The 20114-nt window shown below is 38.2% G+C and carries 16 protein-coding genes; 11 read left to right on the top strand and 5 right to left on the bottom strand.

The features are described from left to right. Positions 1-11: 11 nt before the first annotated feature. The 4 genes from AAY42_RS08315 to AAY42_RS08330 form a co-directional block, all read right to left on the bottom strand. A complete protein-coding gene (locus AAY42_RS08315; protein WP_055394136.1) occupies positions 12-2378 on the bottom strand; it encodes a sodium-translocating pyrophosphatase in 2367 nt (788 codons plus the stop codon). A 113-nt stretch (positions 2379-2491) separates the two neighbouring features. Next, positions 2492-3019 (bottom strand): inorganic diphosphatase, encoded by a 528-nt coding sequence (locus AAY42_RS08320; RefSeq protein WP_055394139.1) that lies wholly within the window; start codon positions 3017-3019, stop codon positions 2492-2494. Between the two features lie 73 nt (positions 3020-3092). Beyond that, complete coding sequence (locus AAY42_RS08325) at positions 3093-5588, bottom strand: DUF5686 and carboxypeptidase-like regulatory domain-containing protein (protein ID WP_055394141.1); 2496 nt, start codon at positions 5586-5588, stop codon at positions 3093-3095. Positions 5589-5746: 158 nt separating this feature from the next. Then, entirely contained in the window at positions 5747-6724 is a 978-nt protein-coding gene (locus AAY42_RS08330) for a pyruvate dehydrogenase complex E1 component subunit beta (protein ID WP_055394144.1), read from the bottom strand. Positions 6725-6895: 171 nt separating this feature from the next. On the opposite strand from AAY42_RS08330, the gene AAY42_RS08335 reads away from it, so the two are divergent. The 6 genes from AAY42_RS08335 (at position 6896) to AAY42_RS08360 (ending at position 13327) form a co-directional block, all read left to right on the top strand. After that, positions 6896-7642: an electron transfer flavoprotein subunit beta/FixA family protein gene (locus AAY42_RS08335; protein ID WP_055394147.1), complete on the top strand. Its 747-nt coding sequence runs from the start codon at positions 6896-6898 to the stop codon at positions 7640-7642. Positions 7643-7662: 20 nt separating this feature from the next. Then, on the top strand, positions 7663-8631 hold the full coding sequence (locus AAY42_RS08340) for an electron transfer flavoprotein subunit alpha/FixB family protein (RefSeq protein WP_055394149.1): 969 nt from the start codon (positions 7663-7665) through the stop codon (positions 8629-8631). A gap of 90 nt (positions 8632-8721) precedes the next feature. Then, on the top strand, positions 8722-9354 hold the full coding sequence (locus AAY42_RS08345; RefSeq protein ID WP_055394151.1) for a bifunctional nuclease family protein: 633 nt from the start codon (positions 8722-8724) through the stop codon (positions 9352-9354). Between the two features lie 9 nt (positions 9355-9363). After that, positions 9364-10827, top strand: coding sequence for a NupC/NupG family nucleoside CNT transporter (locus AAY42_RS08350; protein ID WP_055394153.1), 1464 nt, complete (start codon positions 9364-9366; stop codon positions 10825-10827). A 186-nt stretch (positions 10828-11013) separates the two neighbouring features. Continuing rightward, positions 11014-11838, top strand: a complete 825-nt coding sequence (locus tag AAY42_RS08355; protein ID WP_055394155.1) for a thymidylate synthase — start codon at positions 11014-11016, stop codon at positions 11836-11838. Positions 11839-11944: 106 nt separating this feature from the next. Then, positions 11945-13327, top strand: a complete 1383-nt coding sequence (locus AAY42_RS08360; protein WP_055394157.1) for a M1 aminopeptidase family protein — start codon at positions 11945-11947, stop codon at positions 13325-13327. Positions 13328-13449: 122 nt separating this feature from the next. Here AAY42_RS08360 and AAY42_RS08365 read toward each other — a convergent pair whose 3' ends face one another. Further along, positions 13450-15189 (bottom strand): hypothetical protein, encoded by a 1740-nt coding sequence (locus AAY42_RS08365; protein ID WP_245625604.1) that lies wholly within the window; start codon positions 15187-15189, stop codon positions 13450-13452. Between the two features lie 228 nt (positions 15190-15417). Here AAY42_RS08365 and AAY42_RS08370 point away from each other — a divergent pair, with 228 nt between their 5' ends. The 5 genes from AAY42_RS08370 to AAY42_RS08390 are packed head-to-tail and all read left to right on the top strand — an operon-like array spanning position 15418 to position 20106. Beyond that, positions 15418-16131: a response regulator transcription factor gene (locus AAY42_RS08370; RefSeq protein ID WP_055394159.1), complete on the top strand. Its 714-nt coding sequence runs from the start codon at positions 15418-15420 to the stop codon at positions 16129-16131. Between the two features lie 13 nt (positions 16132-16144). Then, positions 16145-17638, top strand: coding sequence for a sensor histidine kinase (locus tag AAY42_RS08375; RefSeq protein WP_055397786.1), 1494 nt, complete (start codon positions 16145-16147; stop codon positions 17636-17638). 37 nt (positions 17639-17675) lie between these two features. Continuing rightward, positions 17676-18836: an ergothioneine biosynthesis protein EgtB gene (gene egtB / locus AAY42_RS08380; RefSeq protein ID WP_055394161.1), complete on the top strand. Its 1161-nt coding sequence runs from the start codon at positions 17676-17678 to the stop codon at positions 18834-18836. Between the two features lie 16 nt (positions 18837-18852). Continuing rightward, positions 18853-19821: an L-histidine N(alpha)-methyltransferase gene (egtD, locus tag AAY42_RS08385; protein ID WP_055394163.1), complete on the top strand. Its 969-nt coding sequence runs from the start codon at positions 18853-18855 to the stop codon at positions 19819-19821. A 3-nt stretch (positions 19822-19824) separates the two neighbouring features. Then, positions 19825-20106, top strand: a complete 282-nt coding sequence (locus AAY42_RS08390) for a DUF427 domain-containing protein (protein WP_055394165.1) — start codon at positions 19825-19827, stop codon at positions 20104-20106. Positions 20107-20114 lie beyond the last annotated feature (8 nt).

Consider the following 20114-nt stretch of genomic DNA (forward strand, 5'->3'; position numbering starts at 1 on the left):
AGTTTAATCAACTACTCAATTTTAATTGAGCTTGAATATTTCTCAACCTGAGCCTTAACTTCTTCCTTAGTAGCTCCGGTAAACTCTTTTATTTCTTCTTTTACTTCTCCGGCAACTTCATTTGTTGATGTTACCACTGCCTTAAATAGTCCATCAGCGGTATTGCTCATTTCAACACGAATTTGCTTCTCCATTTGCCTTTCAACAACTTCGGTAGCAATTTTGGTTTCGTTATATGCCATCATTTTATCTGCGCTAATTGCAATACTTGGAGCAATAACCAATGCAACAACTGACATTAATTTCAGCAAGATGTTCAATGAAGGTCCAGAAGTATCTTTAAATGGATCACCAACAGTATCACCAACAACAGCAGCTTTATGGGCATCTGTTCCTTTTCGACCATCAGACTCTATCATTTTTTTAGCATTGTCCCAAGCACCACCTGCGTTGGATTGGAAAATTGCCATTAAAACCCCAGCTGAAGTAACACCGGCCAATAGACCACCTAACATTTCCGCTCCGCCAATAAATCCTACTGCCACAGGAACTGCTATCGCCAAAAGACCCGGCAATACCATTTCTTTTATTGAGGCTTTTGTTGAAATATCAACACATTTATCATATTCAGCATAACCATCGGCAGCATCAAAAGTGGCACGCTGATCAGGGGTCGCTTTAGACATATCTGAATCAACAGCTCTCATTACTTCTAGGGCCGCTTTCAACTGCGGAATATCCCTAAATTGACGACGAACCTCTTCAATCATCGCCATTGCAGCTCTACCTACTGCATTCATAGAAAGTGCAGAGAATACAAAAGGCAACATTGCACCTACAAGGAGTCCCGCCATTACAGTTGGTTTAGAAACATCAATAGAAGTAACATTTGCAACTTTCATAAAGGCAGAAAATAAAGCCAAGGCTGTTAAGGCAGCAGAAGCTATTGCAAATCCTTTACCAATAGCTGCTGTTGTATTCCCAACCGCATCTAATTTATCGGTACGCTCACGAACTTCAGGATCTAGTTCTGCCATTTCAGCAATACCACCTGCATTATCAGAAATTGGACCGTACGCATCAACTGCTAACTGGATACCTGTATTTGCCAGCATACCAACAGCAGCGATTGCGATACCATAAAGACCTGCAAAATGGTGTGAAACCAAAATCGCAGCAGCGATCAAAAGAATAGGAATCATTGTTGACATCATACCAACACCTAAACCTGAAATAATATTTGTAGCTGCACCAGTTTCCGATTGTTTTACAATAGAATTTACCGGTTTTGTACCTGTACCCGTATAATACTCTGTAATCTTACCAACTCCTAAACCAGCAATGAGGCCAGCTAAGGTTGCCCAAAAAATACCCATAGCTCCAAAAGGCAATCCATCGACCGTCTCAGGAATCAAGGCATTAATGATGAAATAAGAAGCGACTACCATTAAACCTGCCGATCCAAACTCACCAATATTTAAAGCTGTCTGTGGATTACCACCATCCTTTACCCTTACAAAGAAGGTACCTATAATTGACATTATGATACCTACAGCAGCTAATACCAATGGAAGGTAAACCGCGCCTAAACCTGCAAAATCTGGAGTGATAATAAATGCTCCCAATACCATTGTCCCTATTATGGAACCAACATAAGATTCGAATAAATCCGCTCCCATACCTGCAACATCTCCAACATTGTCCCCAACGTTATCTGCAATTGTAGCTGGATTTAATGGATGATCTTCAGGAATACCTGCTTCAACTTTACCTACAAGGTCAGCTCCCACATCGGCAGCTTTTGTATAAATCCCACCGCCAACACGGGCAAAAAGTGCTATTGACGATGCTCCTAGTGAGAATCCTGATAATACATTCAATACTAAACCGAGATTATCAGCCCCAGGCCAAATACTTTGATAAATTAAAAACAATCCGCTCAGTCCCAAAACACCAAGACCAACAACACCCAAGCCCATTACGGCCCCTCCAGCAAAAGCAACTTCCAAAGCTTTTCCCAAAGATGTTTTAGCTGCCTGTGTAGTTCTTACGTTAGCTTTTGTAGCGACCTTCATACCAATAAAACCTGCTAAGGCTGAGCAAATAGCTCCAACTATAAAGGAAACTGCTACCATTCCGTTGGATCCAGCCTCGTTGCTACCTTTTAGGTATAGCAAAACCGCAACTGCAATCACAAAAATGCTTAAAATTTTATATTCTGCTTTTAAGAAAGACATTGCCCCATCGGCAATGTTTTTGGCAATCCTTGCCATTTTAGCATCACCTACTTCTTGTTTGGAAACCCATCCGCTTTTAATAAAAACATATAAGAGTGCCAAAACACCAAATGCGGGCAAAAACTTTACGATTAATTCCATAGTTGTTCAGTTATTTATACTTTTTGAATGGCAGCAAAAGTAGTAAAATACCGACTAATAAAAAAAATGCCCTTTTGATTGTCAAAAGGGCATTTTTTCGCTGCTAAATTCGTTTAAATTGTAAAAGTGCGCTTCTTCTTGTGTTCGCTTTCATCGTATCGCTTAACACATTGGTGATAGATTTCAACAGCCTCCTTAACATCTCCCCAACCACCAGTATCTACCTTCTTTTCTTCTAAATCTTTATAAACTTTAAAAAAATGTTCGATTTCTTTCTTACGGTGTGGGTTTATATCACTGATATCTTCCTTCTTATTCCAAACAGGGTCACTTACAGGAACGCAAATTATTTTCTCATCTGGTCCCTTTTCATCGGTCATATGAAAAACGCCAATGGGTTTTACCTCCATCACTACCATTGGATAAGTGGGCTCTGTACCCAAAACCAAAACATCCAATGGATCTTTATCCAATGCAAGGGTCTCTGGAACAAAACCATAATCACCCGGATACATCATTGAGGAAAACAATGTTCTATCAAATCGGATTTTATGAAGAGTGAAATCGTATTCGTATTTGTTTCTACTCCCTTTTGGGATTTCTATAAGCACATCAAAGGTTACTTGTTCTTTTTCGGACATTATAAGGTTTTTGTTTTGCAAAAATAACTAGTGAAACGGTACTAGAATAAAGAAATTGCTTTCTTTATGTAAATTAAAAATTAAATCCGAAGGTACCAGTGACTCCAAAAGGACGTGCATTTGGATTATCAAGATAATTCCCTCTAAAATTGAAGTCAATTCTAAAGATTTTAAAAATATTTCCTATTCCGAAGGAATACTCCCAATAAATCTGCTTATCCGGAGCTATTAATGGAATGTTTGATGGTGAGTTTAAGGCTATATTTTCATCTGAAAGTTGTCCCCATGCGCCCCTAAGGCCAACAATTTCCCTAAGATTCATCTTCCGCAACAAAGGAATTCTCGAAAACAAACGACCATTAAAATTATGCTCTAAATGAACTGTAGCATACGTATCGGTTACAAACTCATAAAAATCTAAATTGGGAAATGTGTTATATAATGTAAAGAGTGTTTGATTTCCGGGCACTACGCTTAACAGACTCAAGGGTACTTCTCCAAAGGTCTTCCCTAATTCTATACTACTGGTCAATCTTCCAAAACCACCAATTTGCCAAGGTTGCCTATATGAAAATTGTATGCGTTCATAATCAAAATCACTTTCCAAAAACCCACGTATTCCTTTAGTATAATTAAAGAGAATCGTGCTATGGTCATCATTTATATCTACACGTTCTACACCATAACCTATAGTTCTTTTTCCTGGAGTATATACAAATGTAGTATTGATATCAAATTGCTTTACTTCGGATGAAATTCCGGTGGATGAATCATCATCAATATAATCCAGACTGAATGCATTTGGTAGAGCTGAACTTAATGTGCGCAAAGAACTTCCAAACCTTATCCTAAAATTCTTGGCAGGTTCCATCTCAAAATTAAGGGTTGAAAGATTAATATTCGTAAGACGATCATTGGCACCAACTGTAACCAAGGAGGATGAAGCAATACTCCTACCCAATACATCATTGGTGCTTGTGAGGCTTATGCCAAGTTGTTCAACATCCCTACGATTTCCCCCAGACACTATTAATCTAGTCTTTCTATCCAACAAAAATTTGGCCGAAAAACCATGTTTGGCTTTTTTATCTGTAAACCCATAGGCCATGTATCCTTCCAATCGCCATGTATCGTTCTGTCCAAAATACGTTCGGGCACCCAATCTAACCCGCGTTCCTTCAGCATCATTAAAACCAAATACACTGTAAATATTTCCAATATCAATATTCCATTTATCAATCTCAACATAGCCAGAACCCAAAATGCTCACAACATCATAGTAAGTTCTGAACTTTGGAACCGTTTTTAGGGTGTCCAATAGTTTAAATATTCCGGATTCGTCTTCATTGAGTCTTTCCAAACGTGCATTTTTCCAAAAGGTACTATCTCTCTTGAACACCCTCGGGTCATAGGGGTCCGATTCTGCCTTATAGAATTCTTCCGGACGATTGGTATCGAACTCATAGTTATCATAGACAGTTGTTCGCTTGCCATAAACTCCTCTAGATTTTTCTTTTTTCGAAAAACTGAAATCACTCAGCATATAATCCCGGGTAAGTAAAAAGACCGAATCGTTTACCACATCAAAGTCCTGTTCTATATAAATTTCCTTTACCCAGTTGATGTTTGCACTTTTGGTTACCTGAAGATTGATTTTCTTAATGGCGTAAGTAGTGTCGCTAACCCAAAAATCACCCTTAAACGTCAACTCATTGGTTCTTCTGGGGTAATAAATAATATTGTAGCACCATTTATTGTCAATAAAAGTACTATCAGACAGCACATAATTATAGGTGTCCACACCGGTCTTTGCCAACGGGCTGGTAAAACTCTTGTCAAAGAATTTCAAGTAATTATCATAGATATTATAGTCTGAGTACAAATCTTCTACAAAGGCAGTAATTGACTGATTTCCACTAAAACCAGCATTTTTGTTACCTAAAACATCCTCTTTTTCCTCATTTATGATATTATCTCCGTAAATTCTTGAAAAGCTCTCGTTTAAAAAAATGGGCAAATAGGTTTTACCTGTTATTCTTGATGTATCCAAATCCTGAAATACAAACTCCAATCCTTTGAATAATTTGCTTTTTATTAGGGCACTGTCAATAGTATTAAGGTCAAATTCTATCTTTTCGTATTTATCATATTGGTATTGTTTGAACTTCCGAACGCCATTCTCACGTTTCTTGGCCCAGATTTTCTTTAGAATATCAATTGCTGGATTGTCCTTTTTAGATTGTTTACCGGTATACACCACAACCTCTTTCAGTTGCTCGGTAGATTCCGACAAGGTTATCTCCATATTGTAGTTTACTTTTTGCTGTAGCTGTATTTCCTCGGTTTCATAGCCTATAAAAGAAACTATGATTGTTTTGTATGTGTTGTCTGATTCCAAATAGAAACGACCATTGTCATTTGTAATGGTTCCTTCGGAAGAATTTTCAAAAATGATGTTCGCAAAAGCTATAGGGTCACCAAATTCATCTAAAATGATACCGCCAACCTTGGTTTGGGAGAAAACAGAATAAAAAGAAAGAAAAAGTAAAAAAACAAGGAGTCTTTTCATGTTTTGATAGTATTGCATACCGAACAATCCAACTAATGGATTTCACATATGCCTGGTCAATTTTGTTTTAATGTAATTTCTTATCAAAAACTATTCCTTAAAAAAAGCCTCATCAACTTTGGTTGACGAGGCTAATATACCTTACAAACTTAAGCAAGTTATTTATATAACACTTTCTTAACAGCTTTGATAACATCGGTATGATTTGGCAACCATTCTGCCAACAATACCGGTGAATACGGTGCCGGTGTATCTGCGGTGTTTATTTTTACCACAGGTGCATCCAAATAATCGAATGCCTTATCTTGAACATGATAAATAATTTCTGTAGAAACATTCCCAAAAGGCCATGCTTCCTCCAAAATCACCAATCTATTGGTTTTCTTTACTGAACTTAATATTGCTTCATAGTCCATTGGGCGAACCGTGCGCAAATCAATGATTTCACAACTTACGCCTTCTTTTTCCAGTTCATCGGCAGCCTTATAGGCTTCTTTGATGATTTTTCCAAAAGAAACAATGGTAACATCCTTTCCCTCTCTTTTTATCTCAGCAACACCAATTGGAATTGTGTATTCTCCCTCAGGCACTTCTCCCTTATCTCCATACATCTGTTCAGACTCCATAAAAATAACAGGGTCATTGTCACGGATGGCAGATTTTAATAATCCTTTCGCATCAGCAGGATTCGATGGCACTACCACCTTTAATCCTGGGCAATTGGCATACCAACTTTCAAAAGCCTGTGAGTGGGTTGCGGCCAATTGTCCTGCCGAAGCAGTAGGTCCCCTAAATACAATAGGGCAAGGAAACTGGCCTGCGGACATCTGTCTTATCTTGGCAGCATTGTTTATAATCTGATCTATGCCAACCAAGGCAAAGTTAAAGGTCATAAACTCAATAATAGGTCTATTGCCAATCATTGCAGAACCAACACCAATACCAGAAAAGCCCAACTCAGATATAGGGGTATCAATTACACGTTCCGGTCCAAACTCGTCCAGCATACCTTTGGAGGCTTTGTAGGCACCATTATACTCGGCAACCTCTTCACCCATTAAATATATGGTATCATCGTTTCGCATCTCCTCGGACATCGCCTGTTGGATAGCCTCTCTAAACTGTAGTGTTTTCATTAAGTAATACTAGAATATTAGTTTATACGCTTAAAAATGCAAGCAAAAATAGGAAAATCTATAAGAACAAGTAAGGGGTAAAAAGTAAAAAAAGAAACAAAATTTATTATGCATGCATAATAAATTTAGGATTTTTATAGCTATCTTTGAAGCGTTAAACCTAAAGAGTATATGAAGATTTTAGTTTGCATTAGCAATGTACCGGATACCACTTCAAAAATTAATTTTACTGAAGGGGATACTAAGTTTGATACAAACGGAGTACAATTTGTAATTAATCCCAATGATGAGTTTGGATTGACCCGTGCCATGTGGTTCAAAGAAAAACAAGGAGCAGCAGTACATGTTGTGACAGTGGGCGGTGCCCAAACTGAACCTACAATCCGAAAAGCACTAGCCATTGGTGCTGACGAAGCTATACGAATCAATGCTGAACCAACTGATGGTTCTTTTGTTGCACGGCAATTGGCCGAAGTTGTTAAAAATGGTGGATATGATTTAGTTATTGCGGGTAGAGAGTCCATAGATTATAATGGAGGTATGGTACCCGGAATCTTGGCAACACTGTTGGACATGAACTTTGTAAACACTTGCATTGGACTTGAGGTTGATGGAAATAATGCAACGGCGATGAGGGAGATAGATGGAGGAAAAGAAAAAATAAGCACGTCATTGCCCTTGGTAATTGGCGGTCAAAAAGGATTGGTTGAAGAAAGTGACTTAAGAATTCCCAACATGCGAGGAATTATGATGGCTCGCAAAAAGGCATTGAACGTTGTTGAGCCCGTTGATGCGCCAAAACCCACTCAAGACCAAAAATTTGAAAAACCGGCAGCAAAAGGACCCGTTAAACTAGTAGATGCAAGCAATGTTGAAGAACTTGTCGAATTGTTACACAACGAAGCTAAAGTAATCTAAGAATCAGAATCTAAAAAAATATGTCAGTAGTAGTATATACCGAATCGGACAAAGGAAAGTTCAAAAAAAATGCACAAGAAGCTGCATCCTATGCGTATAAAGTAGCGCAAGAACTGGGAGAGTCTGTTACAGCAATATCAATAAACGCAGATGATGATGCTTCTCTTGGAAATTATGGAGTTTCAAAAGTGCTTAAAGTCACCAATGACCAATTGGACACTTTTAATGCAAAAGCCTATGCAAATATACTTGCCCAAGCAGCGGAAGCTGAAGGAGCCAAGGTCCTTATAGTTAGCTCAAGTGCAGATACCAAGTTTTTGGCTCCAATTGTCACCGCCAAATTGAACGCGGGCTACGTACCAAATGTAGTTGCTGCACCAGATAGCATTTCACCTTTTGTAGTGAAAAGAACCGCTTTTAGTAACAAAGGTTTTGCACATACCGAAATTACTTCAGAAATCAAGATTATTGGAGTTTCAAACAATGCTTTTGGAGTTCATGAAAACAATGCAACCACAACTATTGAAAATTTTGACCCAACACTTGGCGATTCAGATTTCACTACCAAATCCGTGGAAGTGGACAAAGTTGTGGGTAAAGCCACTATTGCTGATGCAGATGTAGTGGTTTCAGGTGGCAGAGGCCTCAAAGGACCTGAAAATTGGGGCATGATTGAAGAATTGGCCGAGGTATTGGGTGCGGCAACGGCCTGCTCCAAGCCAGTTTCTGATTTAGGATGGCGTCCACATGGAGAGCATGTCGGCCAGACCGGGAAACCCGTAGCCAGTAATCTATATATTGCCGTAGGTATTTCTGGTGCTATTCAACACTTAGCCGGAGTGAGTGCATCAAAAACCAAAGTTGTAATCAACAACGACCCTGAGGCTCCGTTCTTTAAGGCCGCAGATTACGGAATCGTTGGTGATGCCTTTGAAGTTGTTCCTAAACTCATCGAAAAATTAAAGGAATTTAAAGCCCAAAACACTTAATTTTTGTTAATTTGCCCATTACAAGGGGCTGTTCAGATAACTGGTTATGCCGCTATTTGAACAGCCTTTTTTGGTTTTAGGAAGATAAATATGAGTTTAGTACGATTAAAAATCAAGGGGATATCGTATAGCCAGACGCAAAATGGCGCATATGCCCTTATTTTAAATGAAGTTGATGGAGATAGAAAACTCCCTATTGTAATTGGTGCTTTTGAAGCACAATCCATTGCAATTGCCCTAGAAAAAGAAATAAAACCACCTAGACCGTTGACCCACGATTTGTTCAAGAATTTTGCGGACAGGTTTGCTATTGTGGTCAAGCAGGTTATTATCCATAAACTTGTAGATGGTGTGTTCTACTCCAGCGTAATTTGTGAGCGGGATAAAGTGGAAGAGATTGTTGATGCACGCACAAGTGATGCCATTGCGTTGGCTTTACGTTTTGATGCACCCATTTTTACCTACAAGACCATTTTGGATAAAGCTGGTATCTTCTTAAAATTCTCATCAAAAGAAAATGAGGAGAACGAAGATGATGACAGTATTGTAGTTGATGAGATTCTTCAAGAAGGGGAAACCGTTGAGATAGAATCGGGAAGTTCGTCACAGGGGTATAGAGAACTTACACTGGAAGAACTTTATAAAGAATTGGATAAAGCAGTTGCCAATGAAGACTATGAAAAGGCTGCCAAACTACGGGACGAAATCTCCAAGCGCAAATAAGCCTTTTACATGGGTACAAAAACCAAAAGTTTCCTACTACTTTTATTATTTATTTGTGCCTTTTCATATGGACAAAACACACTTTCAGCAGATTCCCTGAATATTGCGGTTGATACAACCATAATTGATGATATCCCATCACAAGAAACAACACAACTGATACCCAATCAAGGATTTACTTTTACCACATTATGGAGAGGGGTGCTGGGAATGGCTGTACTGATTTTCATTTCGTTTCTTTTTAGTTCCAACCGAAAAGCCATCAATTGGAAAACCGTTGGCATTGGCCTTGCACTTCAACTCCTAATTGCTGTTGGTGTGCTCAAAGTACCATTTGTACAATATATATTTGAAAAAATAGGACAGGTTTTTGTTAGTATATTGGATTTTACAAGGGCAGGAAGTCAATTCCTTTTTGAAGGACTCGTCGTAGATATGGATACTTTCGGATTCATCTTTGCCTTTCAAGTATTACCCACTATTATTTTCTTTTCTGCTTTGACTTCAGTGCTATTTTATATGGGAATCATCCAAAAAGTGGTAAGGGCATTGGCTTGGTTACTAACAAAATCTTTAGGGATATCGGGTGCAGAAAGTCTCTCGATAGCGGGAAATATCTTTTTAGGACAAACCGAAGCACCTTTGCTCATTAAGGCCTATTTGGAAAAAATGAACAAATCCGAAATCCTTTTGGTCATGATAGGCGGCATGGCAACAGTTGCTGGGGCCGTATTGGCCGCATATATAGGTTTTTTAGGTGGTGACGACCCAGCTCTCCGTTTAGTTTTTGCAAAACATTTATTGGCAGCTTCAGTGATGGCGGCGCCCGGGGCAATTATTATTTCCAAAATTTTATACCCTCAGACCGAAAGTATCAATACCGAAGTTCAGGTATCCTCGGAAAAAATTGGCGCAAACATTCTGGATGCTATAGCCAATGGCACCACTGAAGGTTTAAAGCTGGCTTTGAATGTAGGGGCCATGCTATTGGTGTTCGTGGCATTTATTGCTATGATCAACGGAATCTTAGGATGGGTTGGCGATTTTACTACATTTAATAATTGGATTGCTGCCAACTCCCCTTATGATAGTTTCTCTTTGGAGGCTGTTTTGGGTACCATTTTCGCACCTTTAATGTGGCTAATTGGCGTTGCTAATGAAGATGTAATGCTTATGGGACAATTGTTGGGTATTAAATTGGCCGCAAGTGAATTTATAGGGTACATTCAATTGGCAGAACTTAAATCTGTCACCAGCAATCTTCACTTTACGTATAATAAATCCGTAATTATGGCCACCTATATGTTGTGTGGTTTTGCAAACTTCGCTTCTATTGGCATTCAAATTGGAGGAATAGGTTCTTTAGCACCGGGTCAACGTAAAACCTTATCCCAATTTGGAATGAAAGCCGTATTGGGGGGGTCTTTGGCCTCACTTCTATCAGCTACCATTGCAGGAATGATTCTTGGGTAGTTACATTTTATTATCCGTTGATAAAATCTTTATAAGTCCAATCATATTCTTGCCATAAATCTTATTCTTGAAGTAATTTAGTATGGATTTAATTTTTCTGTCACATCGAGCGCAGTCGAGATGCTTTTTTGAAGATTTCTCCTCATTATATTCGTTCGAAATGACAAGCGGTAATTTGATGAAAGAATGAAACAATACCACGACTTACTTAAACATGTATTGGAACACGGAAACCAAAAAGGGGACCGAACTGGAACAGGGACTTTAAGTGTTTTTGGCTATCAAATGCGGTTTGACCTTTCCGAAGGCTTTCCAATGGTAACCACAAAAAAACTCCATTTAAAATCTATAGTGCATGAACTGCTCTGGTTTTTAAAAGGGGATACCAATATTGGCTACCTACAGGAAAATGGAGTACGCATCTGGAATGAATGGGCGGATGAAAACGGAGATTTAGGTCCTGTTTATGGACATCAATGGCGTAACTGGAACAGTGAGGAAATCGATCAAATCAAAGAAGTCATTGAATCCTTAAAAAATAATCCCAATAGTCGAAGAATGCTGGTTTCTGCATGGAACCCAAGCGTTTTACCAGATACTTCTGTTTCTTTTTCTGAAAACGTGGCCCAAGGTAAGGCCGCTTTACCACCCTGCCATGCGTTTTTTCAGTTCTACGTTGCAGACGGAAAACTTTCCTGCCAATTGTACCAGCGTAGTGCTGATATCTTTTTGGGCGTACCATTTAATATTGCATCTTATGCTTTGTTTACCATGATGATGGCCCAAGTTTGTGGCTATCAGCCCGGGGATTTTATCCACACCTTTGGTGATGCACACATCTATAATAACCACATGGAGCAGGTTGAACTACAACTCAGCCGCGATCCACGACCCTTGCCAAAAATGCACCTTAACCCCGCCGTGAAGAATATTTTTGACTTTACTTTTGATGATTTTGAGTTAGTAAATTACAACCCGCATCCCCACATAAAAGGGGTTGTAGCGGTGTAACCATTGTCTTTTCTGTCTAAATTTTAAGTCACTTTTATAAAACCAGTTGTAACCTTTTTAAAAAAAAATTGTCTTCATATAAAAAGGTAATTAACACAACTGATTTATGAAAAAAAACAACTTTGCCATATTCGCTTTTATTTGCGCTCTACTATGTTTTAATACAGTACCTGCACAGATTCATATTGAAGGAAACGTCGAAATCAATATGAATTCAGGTTTATTTAGCTGCAATTTTAATCTGGCCAACATCCCCAAGTTAAGTGATTATTCCATTTTACTAAATAAGGGAATGAATGTTAAATATTTTAAAGACAGTGAGAATGAGTTAATCAACTATGAAGGGTATTATAATGGTAAAATCAAGGGAGAGGCCATAGCCTATACCTTTAAAAATGACTCAACATCAACTATTCCTTCAAAATTTAATGTGACATATAGAGGCGCTTTTCCGGTTTACTCGAATGACTTCAACAAATTTGATTATAAAGGCATGATCGCCATTAATAATCAAACCCTTAGGGCCAGTGAGCAAACCAAATGGTACCCCGTTATTTATGATGCCGCCAATGATAGAATTTTAAATAGTTACACTTATGATTTGACCATTACCATTAAGGGCGGCAATACCATTTTTGTTAATGGAAACGCTCCAAAAAAAGGAGAAACTTCTCGGTTTGTTTCAAGAAAAGCACACCCCTTGTTATTGTTTGCAGGCACATATAGTTTTATTGAAAGCAACGGGGATTATATTCTTAACACAGATGTATCAAAGGAAACATCGGAAAAAGTCTTTAATAATACAGCAAACATAAAGTCTATACTTTCCAAAAATTTAGGTTTAGAATTCACAGATAAGATTTATTTAATCAATCATAAAGCCATTAATAAACGTAGAGAAGGGAGCAGCTGGGGGTTTAATACCTACCCTACTTTTGCTTTTACAGGCTTGAATTTTGATAAACTATTAGATGACAACGGAAACTTTTTAAATGACTACTATAGATATTTTGGACATGAGTTTGGCCATAACTATTTTGGAAACAATGTGATGTCCGGTAAATTAAGTTGGTTTTGGTTAGAATCGTTTGCCGAATATCTCTCATACAATGTAGCTGAGGATTTATGCGGAAAAGAATTCCTAAAACAAGTTTTACTTAAGCAGATAAAGAATATTGAGAATGATAGTTTTATTCCTTTAAATAAAATTGAAAATAGAGATGAGATTGATGAAAAATATAGATATATCTTGGCTCCATTAATGCTTAAATGTTTTGAAGATAGATTTGGCCGAAATAAAATGAATCTAACCTTAAAATCTTTATTGGAATTTGCGAAGAGTGAAACCCTCACATTAATGCATTGGAAAGAATCCGCAATAAAAAATGGGATAAAAGAAGAAGCATTTGAAAAATTTGAAAAGGAATTTGTTGAAAACCCGGAATTTAAGCAGAATATTATTGATGAAATTAGAAAAAAACACGGTTAACCATGACTACCATAAATTTGGTTGTCTTCCACATCATATTGAAACTATAATTTCAAGAACAAAAAAACACCCAAGCTTTCGCTTGGGTGCCCGTGACTAGTAAACAAATTTTCTTTTTCAAACTAGTTTCTTGTCACTGTAATAGGATTAGAGAGTCCGTAGAATCCATCAAAATCAGACACATTTTTCCCCATTTCAAGGCCAGTTAGACCATCTTCATAGGTTAGGTGCCAAATCAAGCAAACTCCGGTACCGGCTCCATCAAAATCTACACCCTCAACCGCATCCAAAGTTGGTGGTACTCCTAAAATATTATTTGCATCATCAGTAATTACATAGGTTTGGTTAGTGCCGGTAAGTCCGGTAGCATCCAATGTAATCCCGCTTACCATATCTGGGGTTCCATCAACCGTAAAAGTAAAAGGTCCTCCTGAAAGTGCTCCGGCATTTAATCCTTCCCGAGTTACGGTAATGGAATTGGAAAGGGCATAAAAACCATCTAAATCAGATACGTTGTTACCCCCAGTCAATCCCGTAAGTCCTTCTTCGTAAGTTATGTGCCATATTAGACAAACACCTGTTCCAGCTCCATCAAAATCCACACCCTCAACCGCATCTATTGTTGGAGGCAAGCCTAAAATATTGTTCTGATCATCTGTGATTACCCATCCTTGCTTTGAACCTGTTAAATTGGTATCATCCAAAGTAATTCCACTGACCATATCTGGAGTTCCATCAACGGTAAAAGTAAAAGGTCCTCCTGCAATGGCCCCGGCATCAAGACCTTCTCTAGTAACGGTAATGGAATTAGAGAGCGCATAGAAACCAACCAAATCGGATACGTTGTTACCACCCGTCAATCCTGTAAGTCCTTCTTCGTAGGTTATGTGCCATATTAGACAAACACCTGTTCCAGCTCCATCAAAATCTACACCCTCAACCGCATCTATTGTTGGAGGCAAGCCTAAAATATTGTTCTGGTCATCTGTGATTACCCAACCTTGTTTTGAACCTGTCAAATTGGTGTCATCCAAGGTAATTCCACTGACCATATCTGGGGTTCCATCAACCGTAAAAGTGAATGGCCCACCAGAAATTGCCCCTGCATCCAATGCATTCCTGTTGACCACAACAAAGTTTGATAACGCGAACTCTCCGGTTAAATCATCAAGATTTCCTCCCATTGCAAGACCTCCCAAACCTGTTGAATATGTAAGGTGATAAATGTAACAGGAACCTACACCTGCACCATCAAAATCTACACCTTCAACAGCTTCCAACGTTGGGGGAATACCCAAAATATTCTTTTGGTCATCTGTAATCACATAAGTCTGTGCATCACCATTGAGTGATGAGTCATCCAAGACAATACTACTCACCATATCGGGTATACCATCCACTGTAAAGTTGTAAGGACCACCAGATAACATTCCAGCATTCAATCCATTTCTAGTAACCGTAATGGAGTTGGAAAGATCATAATCCCCGGAGAAGTCACTGGTGTTCATACCCACTTCCAAACCGGCAAGACCGTCTTCATAAACCAGATACCAAATAAGGCATATTCCAGCTCCAGCCTCATCAAAATCAACACCTTCAACGGCGTCTAAACTGGGTGGAAGTCCTAAAATATTCCCTGAATCATCTGTAATCACATAGGTTGAATTACTCCCAACCCGGTTACTATTGTCAATGGTAATTCCACTGACCATATCCGGAATTCCATCAACAGTAAATGTAAAAGGTCCGCCAGATAGGGTTCCGGCCTCCAAGGTCACCGGGCCATCATCAGAATCATCATCACAAGAGATCAATATTACTAACATGCCCAATAGTAGTGCGAATAATTTTAAGTTACTCATTTTCGTGTTTTTTATATTACATGGCAAAAGAAGAAGGAAGTTGTTGCAGAAGTATCACGTAAAAATCAAAATTTCTTATATACTGACAATCAATTATTTAAATTAAAAATGATGTCTTTTTGTAAAGATTTGTCCAAAAACCAGACTTTTTAAGCAGTATCCATTATAAATTTTATAGGAAACGGTGAACTTTCCGTGATACTTTACATTTTAATTCGTTGTATATATATGAAGAGAGTCTTAATTGTTGAGGATGATATTGAGATTATCCGACTTTTAGAAATACATCTGAAAGATTTGGGCTGCCTGGTTATCACGGCCAATAGGGGTGATATTGGATTGAGAAAAGCCATCAGCGAAAAACCTGATCTTATTATTCTTGATGTAATGCTCCCAGAAATGGACGGCATTGAAATCTGCCAAAAGATACGAGCACAAGAAATTAAGTCTCCCATTATGATGCTTACGGCGCGATCAGAAGAAATAGATAAGGTATTGGGACTGGAAGTTGGTGCTGATGATTACCTGACCAAGCCATTTAGCGTTAGAGAATTTATTGCCCGGGTAAAAGCGATTTTTAGAAGGCAAAAAATGGATGTTGCTTCCCCTTCTTCTGAAAAGAACCCAAAATTGATGCAGTTTGATATCCTTTCCATTGATATTGATATGCGCAAAGTGCTTTTGGACGGCAAAAAAATTGAACTTTCACCCAAAGAATTTGAACTTCTGGTCCTTTTATCCTCCAACCCCGGTAAGAGCTATGACCGTACCAAATTGTTGAACATGATCTGGGGCTATGATTTTCAAGGGTATGAGCATACGGTGAACTCACATATCAATCGCTTGCGATCAAAAATTGAACCGGATATGAGCAATCCAAAATTTATTCTGACCACATGGGGTGTGGGCTATAAATTTAATGAGGAACTTAGGGAAACTTGAACAAAGCAAACAAATGAAAAACAACATCCTTTCTACCAGATTCATTCTTAAACTTACCCTCTCCTTCCTCGCCATTTTATTACTTGCCGGCATAGGGTATACCATTACCTCCATATATCTATCCAATAAGTATTTTTACGAGACCACACAGCGGTTACATGCCAATCTTGCACAGGATCTTATCGATGAAAAATTTAAGAACACGCATCCTTTTGATTCTACGGGAAATGTAAACAAGCCTCTTTTTGGGGATATTATGCATGATATGATGGCCGTAAACCGTGCCATAGAGGTCTATCTTTTGGATAACTCCGGTAGTGTGCAATATTCAGTGGTACTAGATCATGATGCCCCAGAAACAAAAGAGAAAAAGATTAACCTTCAACCCATTAAGAAATTTATTGATGAGAAGGGAGCAAACTATACTTTGGGAGACGATCCAAAGGATTTGACAAAACAGACTATTTTTTCCGCAGCCCGTTTTAACCAAGATGGTAATGAAGGCTACGTATATATTGTTTTGGCCGGTGAAGATTTTTTGGCAACACGGAGCGATTTATTTCAAAGTTATTTTATGCGTTTGGGCCTTGGAGGTTCATTATTAACGCTAATTTTTGCAACGCTTTTGGGAGTACTAGCCATTTGGTACCTCACCCGTAGCCTTCGGAAAATCATTTATGCCGCAAAACGTTTTCAACAGGGAGATCTCCAATACCGAATTGAAAATGCTGAAAAAACAGATTTGGCCAATGTTGCAAGTACGTATAATAGTATGGCAGATACCATCTTATCGGATATTGAAAAAATAAAATCCATTGAATTATTGCGTCAGGAACTCATTGCCAATATTTCGCATGATCTTAGAACACCTTTATCCATAATACAGGGCTATATTGAAACATTGCATATGAAAGATGCTGAGCTTTCTGCTAAGGAACGTGCAGCATATTTAAAAACGGTGTCCCGAAGCAGTGAACGACTATCCAAACTGGTTTCACAGCTCTTTGAATATTCAAAACTTGAGGCCAACCAGATCCAACCTGAAAAAGAACCCTTTTTGATCAGTGAACTGGCAAACGACATCCATAGAAATTATTCGTTATTGGCAGAACAGAAGAACATTGATCTAAAACTTTCCATGAACGAAAGTATTCCTCTGGTTTTTGCCGATATCTCCCTTGTGGAAAGAGCCATTCAAAACTTAATGGACAATGCCCTAAAATTTACTCCTGAAGGTGGTGAGGTTATCGTAAAAATTGAAGCTGAAAACGATCATGTTGAAGTTACAATCCAGGATTCTGGACCTGGAATAAAAAAGGACAATCAGGCTCTGATTTTTGAGCGCTATCGCCAAACTAAGGCAGGTCAAGAAAAAGAGGGAACTGGATTAGGGTTGGCCATTGTAAAGAAAATAATGGAGATTCATGACAGTAGCATCAAAGTTTTGAGCAAGCCCAATGAGGGCACTTCATTTAGTTTTAGCCTTCCTGTATATGCAGTGAACTAGTCCATTTTTCGCTATCTTTAAGGAGTAAAACCTGTTTATGATTCTTACCGATTCCGTGGTTGATTTCTTTCTGGAAACCCGAAAACACTCCGAAGATATCTGTCAACCCCTAGAAATTGAGGACTATGTAGTACAGCCAGTAGTGGATGTAAGTCCTCCCAAATGGCATTTGGGACATACTACCTGGTTTTTTGAGGAATTTATCCTAAAACCACATGTCGAAAATTATGTTTTGTTTGATGAGGACTTCTCTTTTGTTTTTAATAGTTACTATGAAACGGTTGGAAAACGAGTTGTCCGTTCTGACAGGGGAAATCTATCTAGACCATCCGTAAAAAAGGTATATGAGTATCGAAATTATGTGACTGAGGGAATCAAAAAGCTTTTTGAAACCAATCAAAATGAAGAAATCAATGCCCTTTTGGAAATAGGCATCCATCACGAAAAACAGCATCAGGAACTGTTATTGACGGACATCAAATTTATTCTTGGAAACAATCCTCTTTTGCCCGCATATTCCACAGCATTTATAGACCACCCTATTGAAACCCATCAAAAAGACTGGATTACGATTGATGAAGGTGTTTATGAAATTGGACATAATTCCAATGATTTTTGTTATGACAATGAATTGGAAAGACACAAAGTATATCTTCATTCCTATGAAATTTCCAACAAATTGGTGACCAATGGGGAATACATTGAATTTATGGAAGCAGGAGGTTATCAACGTTTTGATATCTGGCACGCGGAAGGATGGGATTGGGTGAACCAAAATCAGATTTCTGCACCTTTATATTGGCATAAAATTGATAATGAATGGCATAATTACACCGCTAAAGGACTTCAAAAAGTGAAGGGAGAAGCCCCTTTAACCCATATCTCATATTTTGAAGCTTTTGCTTATGCACAATGGAAAGGACATCGCCTACCAACAGAGTTTGAATGGGAAGCTGCACAGACTTTCTTTCCTTGGGGTAAACGATGGGAATGGACTGAGAGTGCTTATCTCCCCTACCCTAATTACAAAAAAGTGGATGGAGCCTTGGGAGAGTACAATGGTAAATTTATGGTGAGTCAAAAAGTGCTAAGGGGAGGCTCTGTAGCTACCCCTATAAAACATACGCGGCATACCTATAGAAATTTTTTCCATCCACAACTAAGATGGCAATTCACCGGATTAAGGTTAGCCAAATAATCGCGACATATACCATATGCAAAATACCAATATCTCAACTTTTACCTCAGTTTTTGAGCAAGAAGTCTACGAAGGATTAACTACATATCCGAAACATTTATCTTCCAAATATTTTTATGATGAAATAGGTGATAAACTCTTTCAGGACATCATGGCTATGCCCGAATATTACCTAACTGATTGTGAATTCGCTATCCTTGATAAAGAAAAAGAGAACATTGCTACATTGTTTTCAAAATCGGGAGAACCTTTTAGTTTATATGAACTTGGAGCCGGAGACGGTAAAAAGACAAAAGTATTGCTTCGTCACTTTGTGAAAAACAATATTTCTTTTGACTACAGACCAATAGATATTAGTCAAAACGCGTTGAATCAATTGGAGAATTCAATAAGAAAGGAAATTCCAAAGGTAGAAGTCAATACCATACAGGGTACCTATGTTGATACGTTAAGGGATATTGGAAATGCAAATGATAGAAAAAAAATCATTCTTTTTTTGGGTTCCAATATTGGAAATCTAAAGCATGCCCAAGCTGTTCAATTCTTAAGAGACATGAGGGATTCCATTAATCCAGGGGATTTAATTTTCATGGGATTCGATCAAAAAAAACATCCCCAAGCTATTTTGGATGCCTATAATGACAAAACAGGAATAACCGAGGCTTTTAATAAGAATATTTTAACTCGTATCAACAAAGAAATGGGCGGCAACTTTGATTTGGACCTATTTATGCATTGGGAGGTATATGATCCAGAAACTGGCACTGCCAAAAGCTATTTGGTTTCCAAGGAAGAACAAATGGTTCAAATTGAAAGCTTAAAACTTGAAATACGTTTTAATGCCTGGGAAACAATTCACACGGAAATCTCTCAAAAATATGATGATGATACTGTGGAGTGGTTGGCTAAGGAAGCAGGGCTTACAATTACTGAGGTATTTTCAGATAAAGAGCAGCAATACAAAAACTATATATTTAAAAAATAATTTATGAAAGCAATATGGAACAATACAGTCATTGCTGAAAGTAATGAAACTGTTATGGTTGAAAACAACCATTATTTTCCCGAAGAAAGCATAAAAAAAGAGTATTTTAAAGCTAGTGACACACATACGACTTGTCCGTGGAAAGGCATTGCTTCATATTATAGCCTAGAAGTAGATGGAAAGGAAAATATTGACGCTGCTTGGTATTACCCAGAAACAAGTGAACTAGCCAGAAATATAAAGGGAAGAATAGCTTTTTGGAAAGGGGTCACCATTGAAAAATAGAATTTCAA

This window comes from Flagellimonas eckloniae (genome assembly GCF_001413955.1).
GTDB classification, from domain to species: Bacteria; Bacteroidota; Bacteroidia; order Flavobacteriales; family Flavobacteriaceae; genus Flagellimonas; species Flagellimonas eckloniae.

Coding starts and splice junctions, on each gene's coding strand:
- AAY42_RS08315 (WP_055394136.1), bottom strand. CDS start 2,378: ATGGAATTAATCGTAAAGTTTTTGCCCGCATTTGGTGTTTTGGCACTC.
- AAY42_RS08320 (WP_055394139.1), bottom strand. CDS start 3,019: ATGTCCGAAAAAGAACAAGTAACCTTTGATGTGCTTATAGAAATCCCA.
- AAY42_RS08325 (WP_055394141.1), bottom strand. CDS start 5,588: ATGAAAAGACTCCTTGTTTTTTTACTTTTTCTTTCTTTTTATTCTGTT.
- AAY42_RS08330 (WP_055394144.1), bottom strand. CDS start 6,724: ATGAAAACACTACAGTTTAGAGAGGCTATCCAACAGGCGATGTCCGAG.
- AAY42_RS08335 (WP_055394147.1), top strand. CDS start 6,896: ATGAAGATTTTAGTTTGCATTAGCAATGTACCGGATACCACTTCAAAA.
- AAY42_RS08340 (WP_055394149.1), top strand. CDS start 7,663: ATGTCAGTAGTAGTATATACCGAATCGGACAAAGGAAAGTTCAAAAAA.
- AAY42_RS08345 (WP_055394151.1), top strand. CDS start 8,722: ATGAGTTTAGTACGATTAAAAATCAAGGGGATATCGTATAGCCAGACG.
- AAY42_RS08350 (WP_055394153.1), top strand. CDS start 9,364: ATGGGTACAAAAACCAAAAGTTTCCTACTACTTTTATTATTTATTTGT.
- AAY42_RS08355 (WP_055394155.1), top strand. CDS start 11,014: ATGAAACAATACCACGACTTACTTAAACATGTATTGGAACACGGAAAC.
- AAY42_RS08360 (WP_055394157.1), top strand. CDS start 11,945: ATGAAAAAAAACAACTTTGCCATATTCGCTTTTATTTGCGCTCTACTA.
- AAY42_RS08365 (WP_245625604.1), bottom strand. CDS start 15,189: ATGAGTAACTTAAAATTATTCGCACTACTATTGGGCATGTTAGTAATA.
- AAY42_RS08370 (WP_055394159.1), top strand. CDS start 15,418: ATGAAGAGAGTCTTAATTGTTGAGGATGATATTGAGATTATCCGACTT.
- AAY42_RS08375 (WP_055397786.1), top strand. CDS start 16,145: ATGAAAAACAACATCCTTTCTACCAGATTCATTCTTAAACTTACCCTC.
- egtB (WP_055394161.1), top strand. CDS start 17,676: ATGATTCTTACCGATTCCGTGGTTGATTTCTTTCTGGAAACCCGAAAA.
- egtD (WP_055394163.1), top strand. CDS start 18,853: ATGCAAAATACCAATATCTCAACTTTTACCTCAGTTTTTGAGCAAGAA.
- AAY42_RS08390 (WP_055394165.1), top strand. CDS start 19,825: ATGAAAGCAATATGGAACAATACAGTCATTGCTGAAAGTAATGAAACT.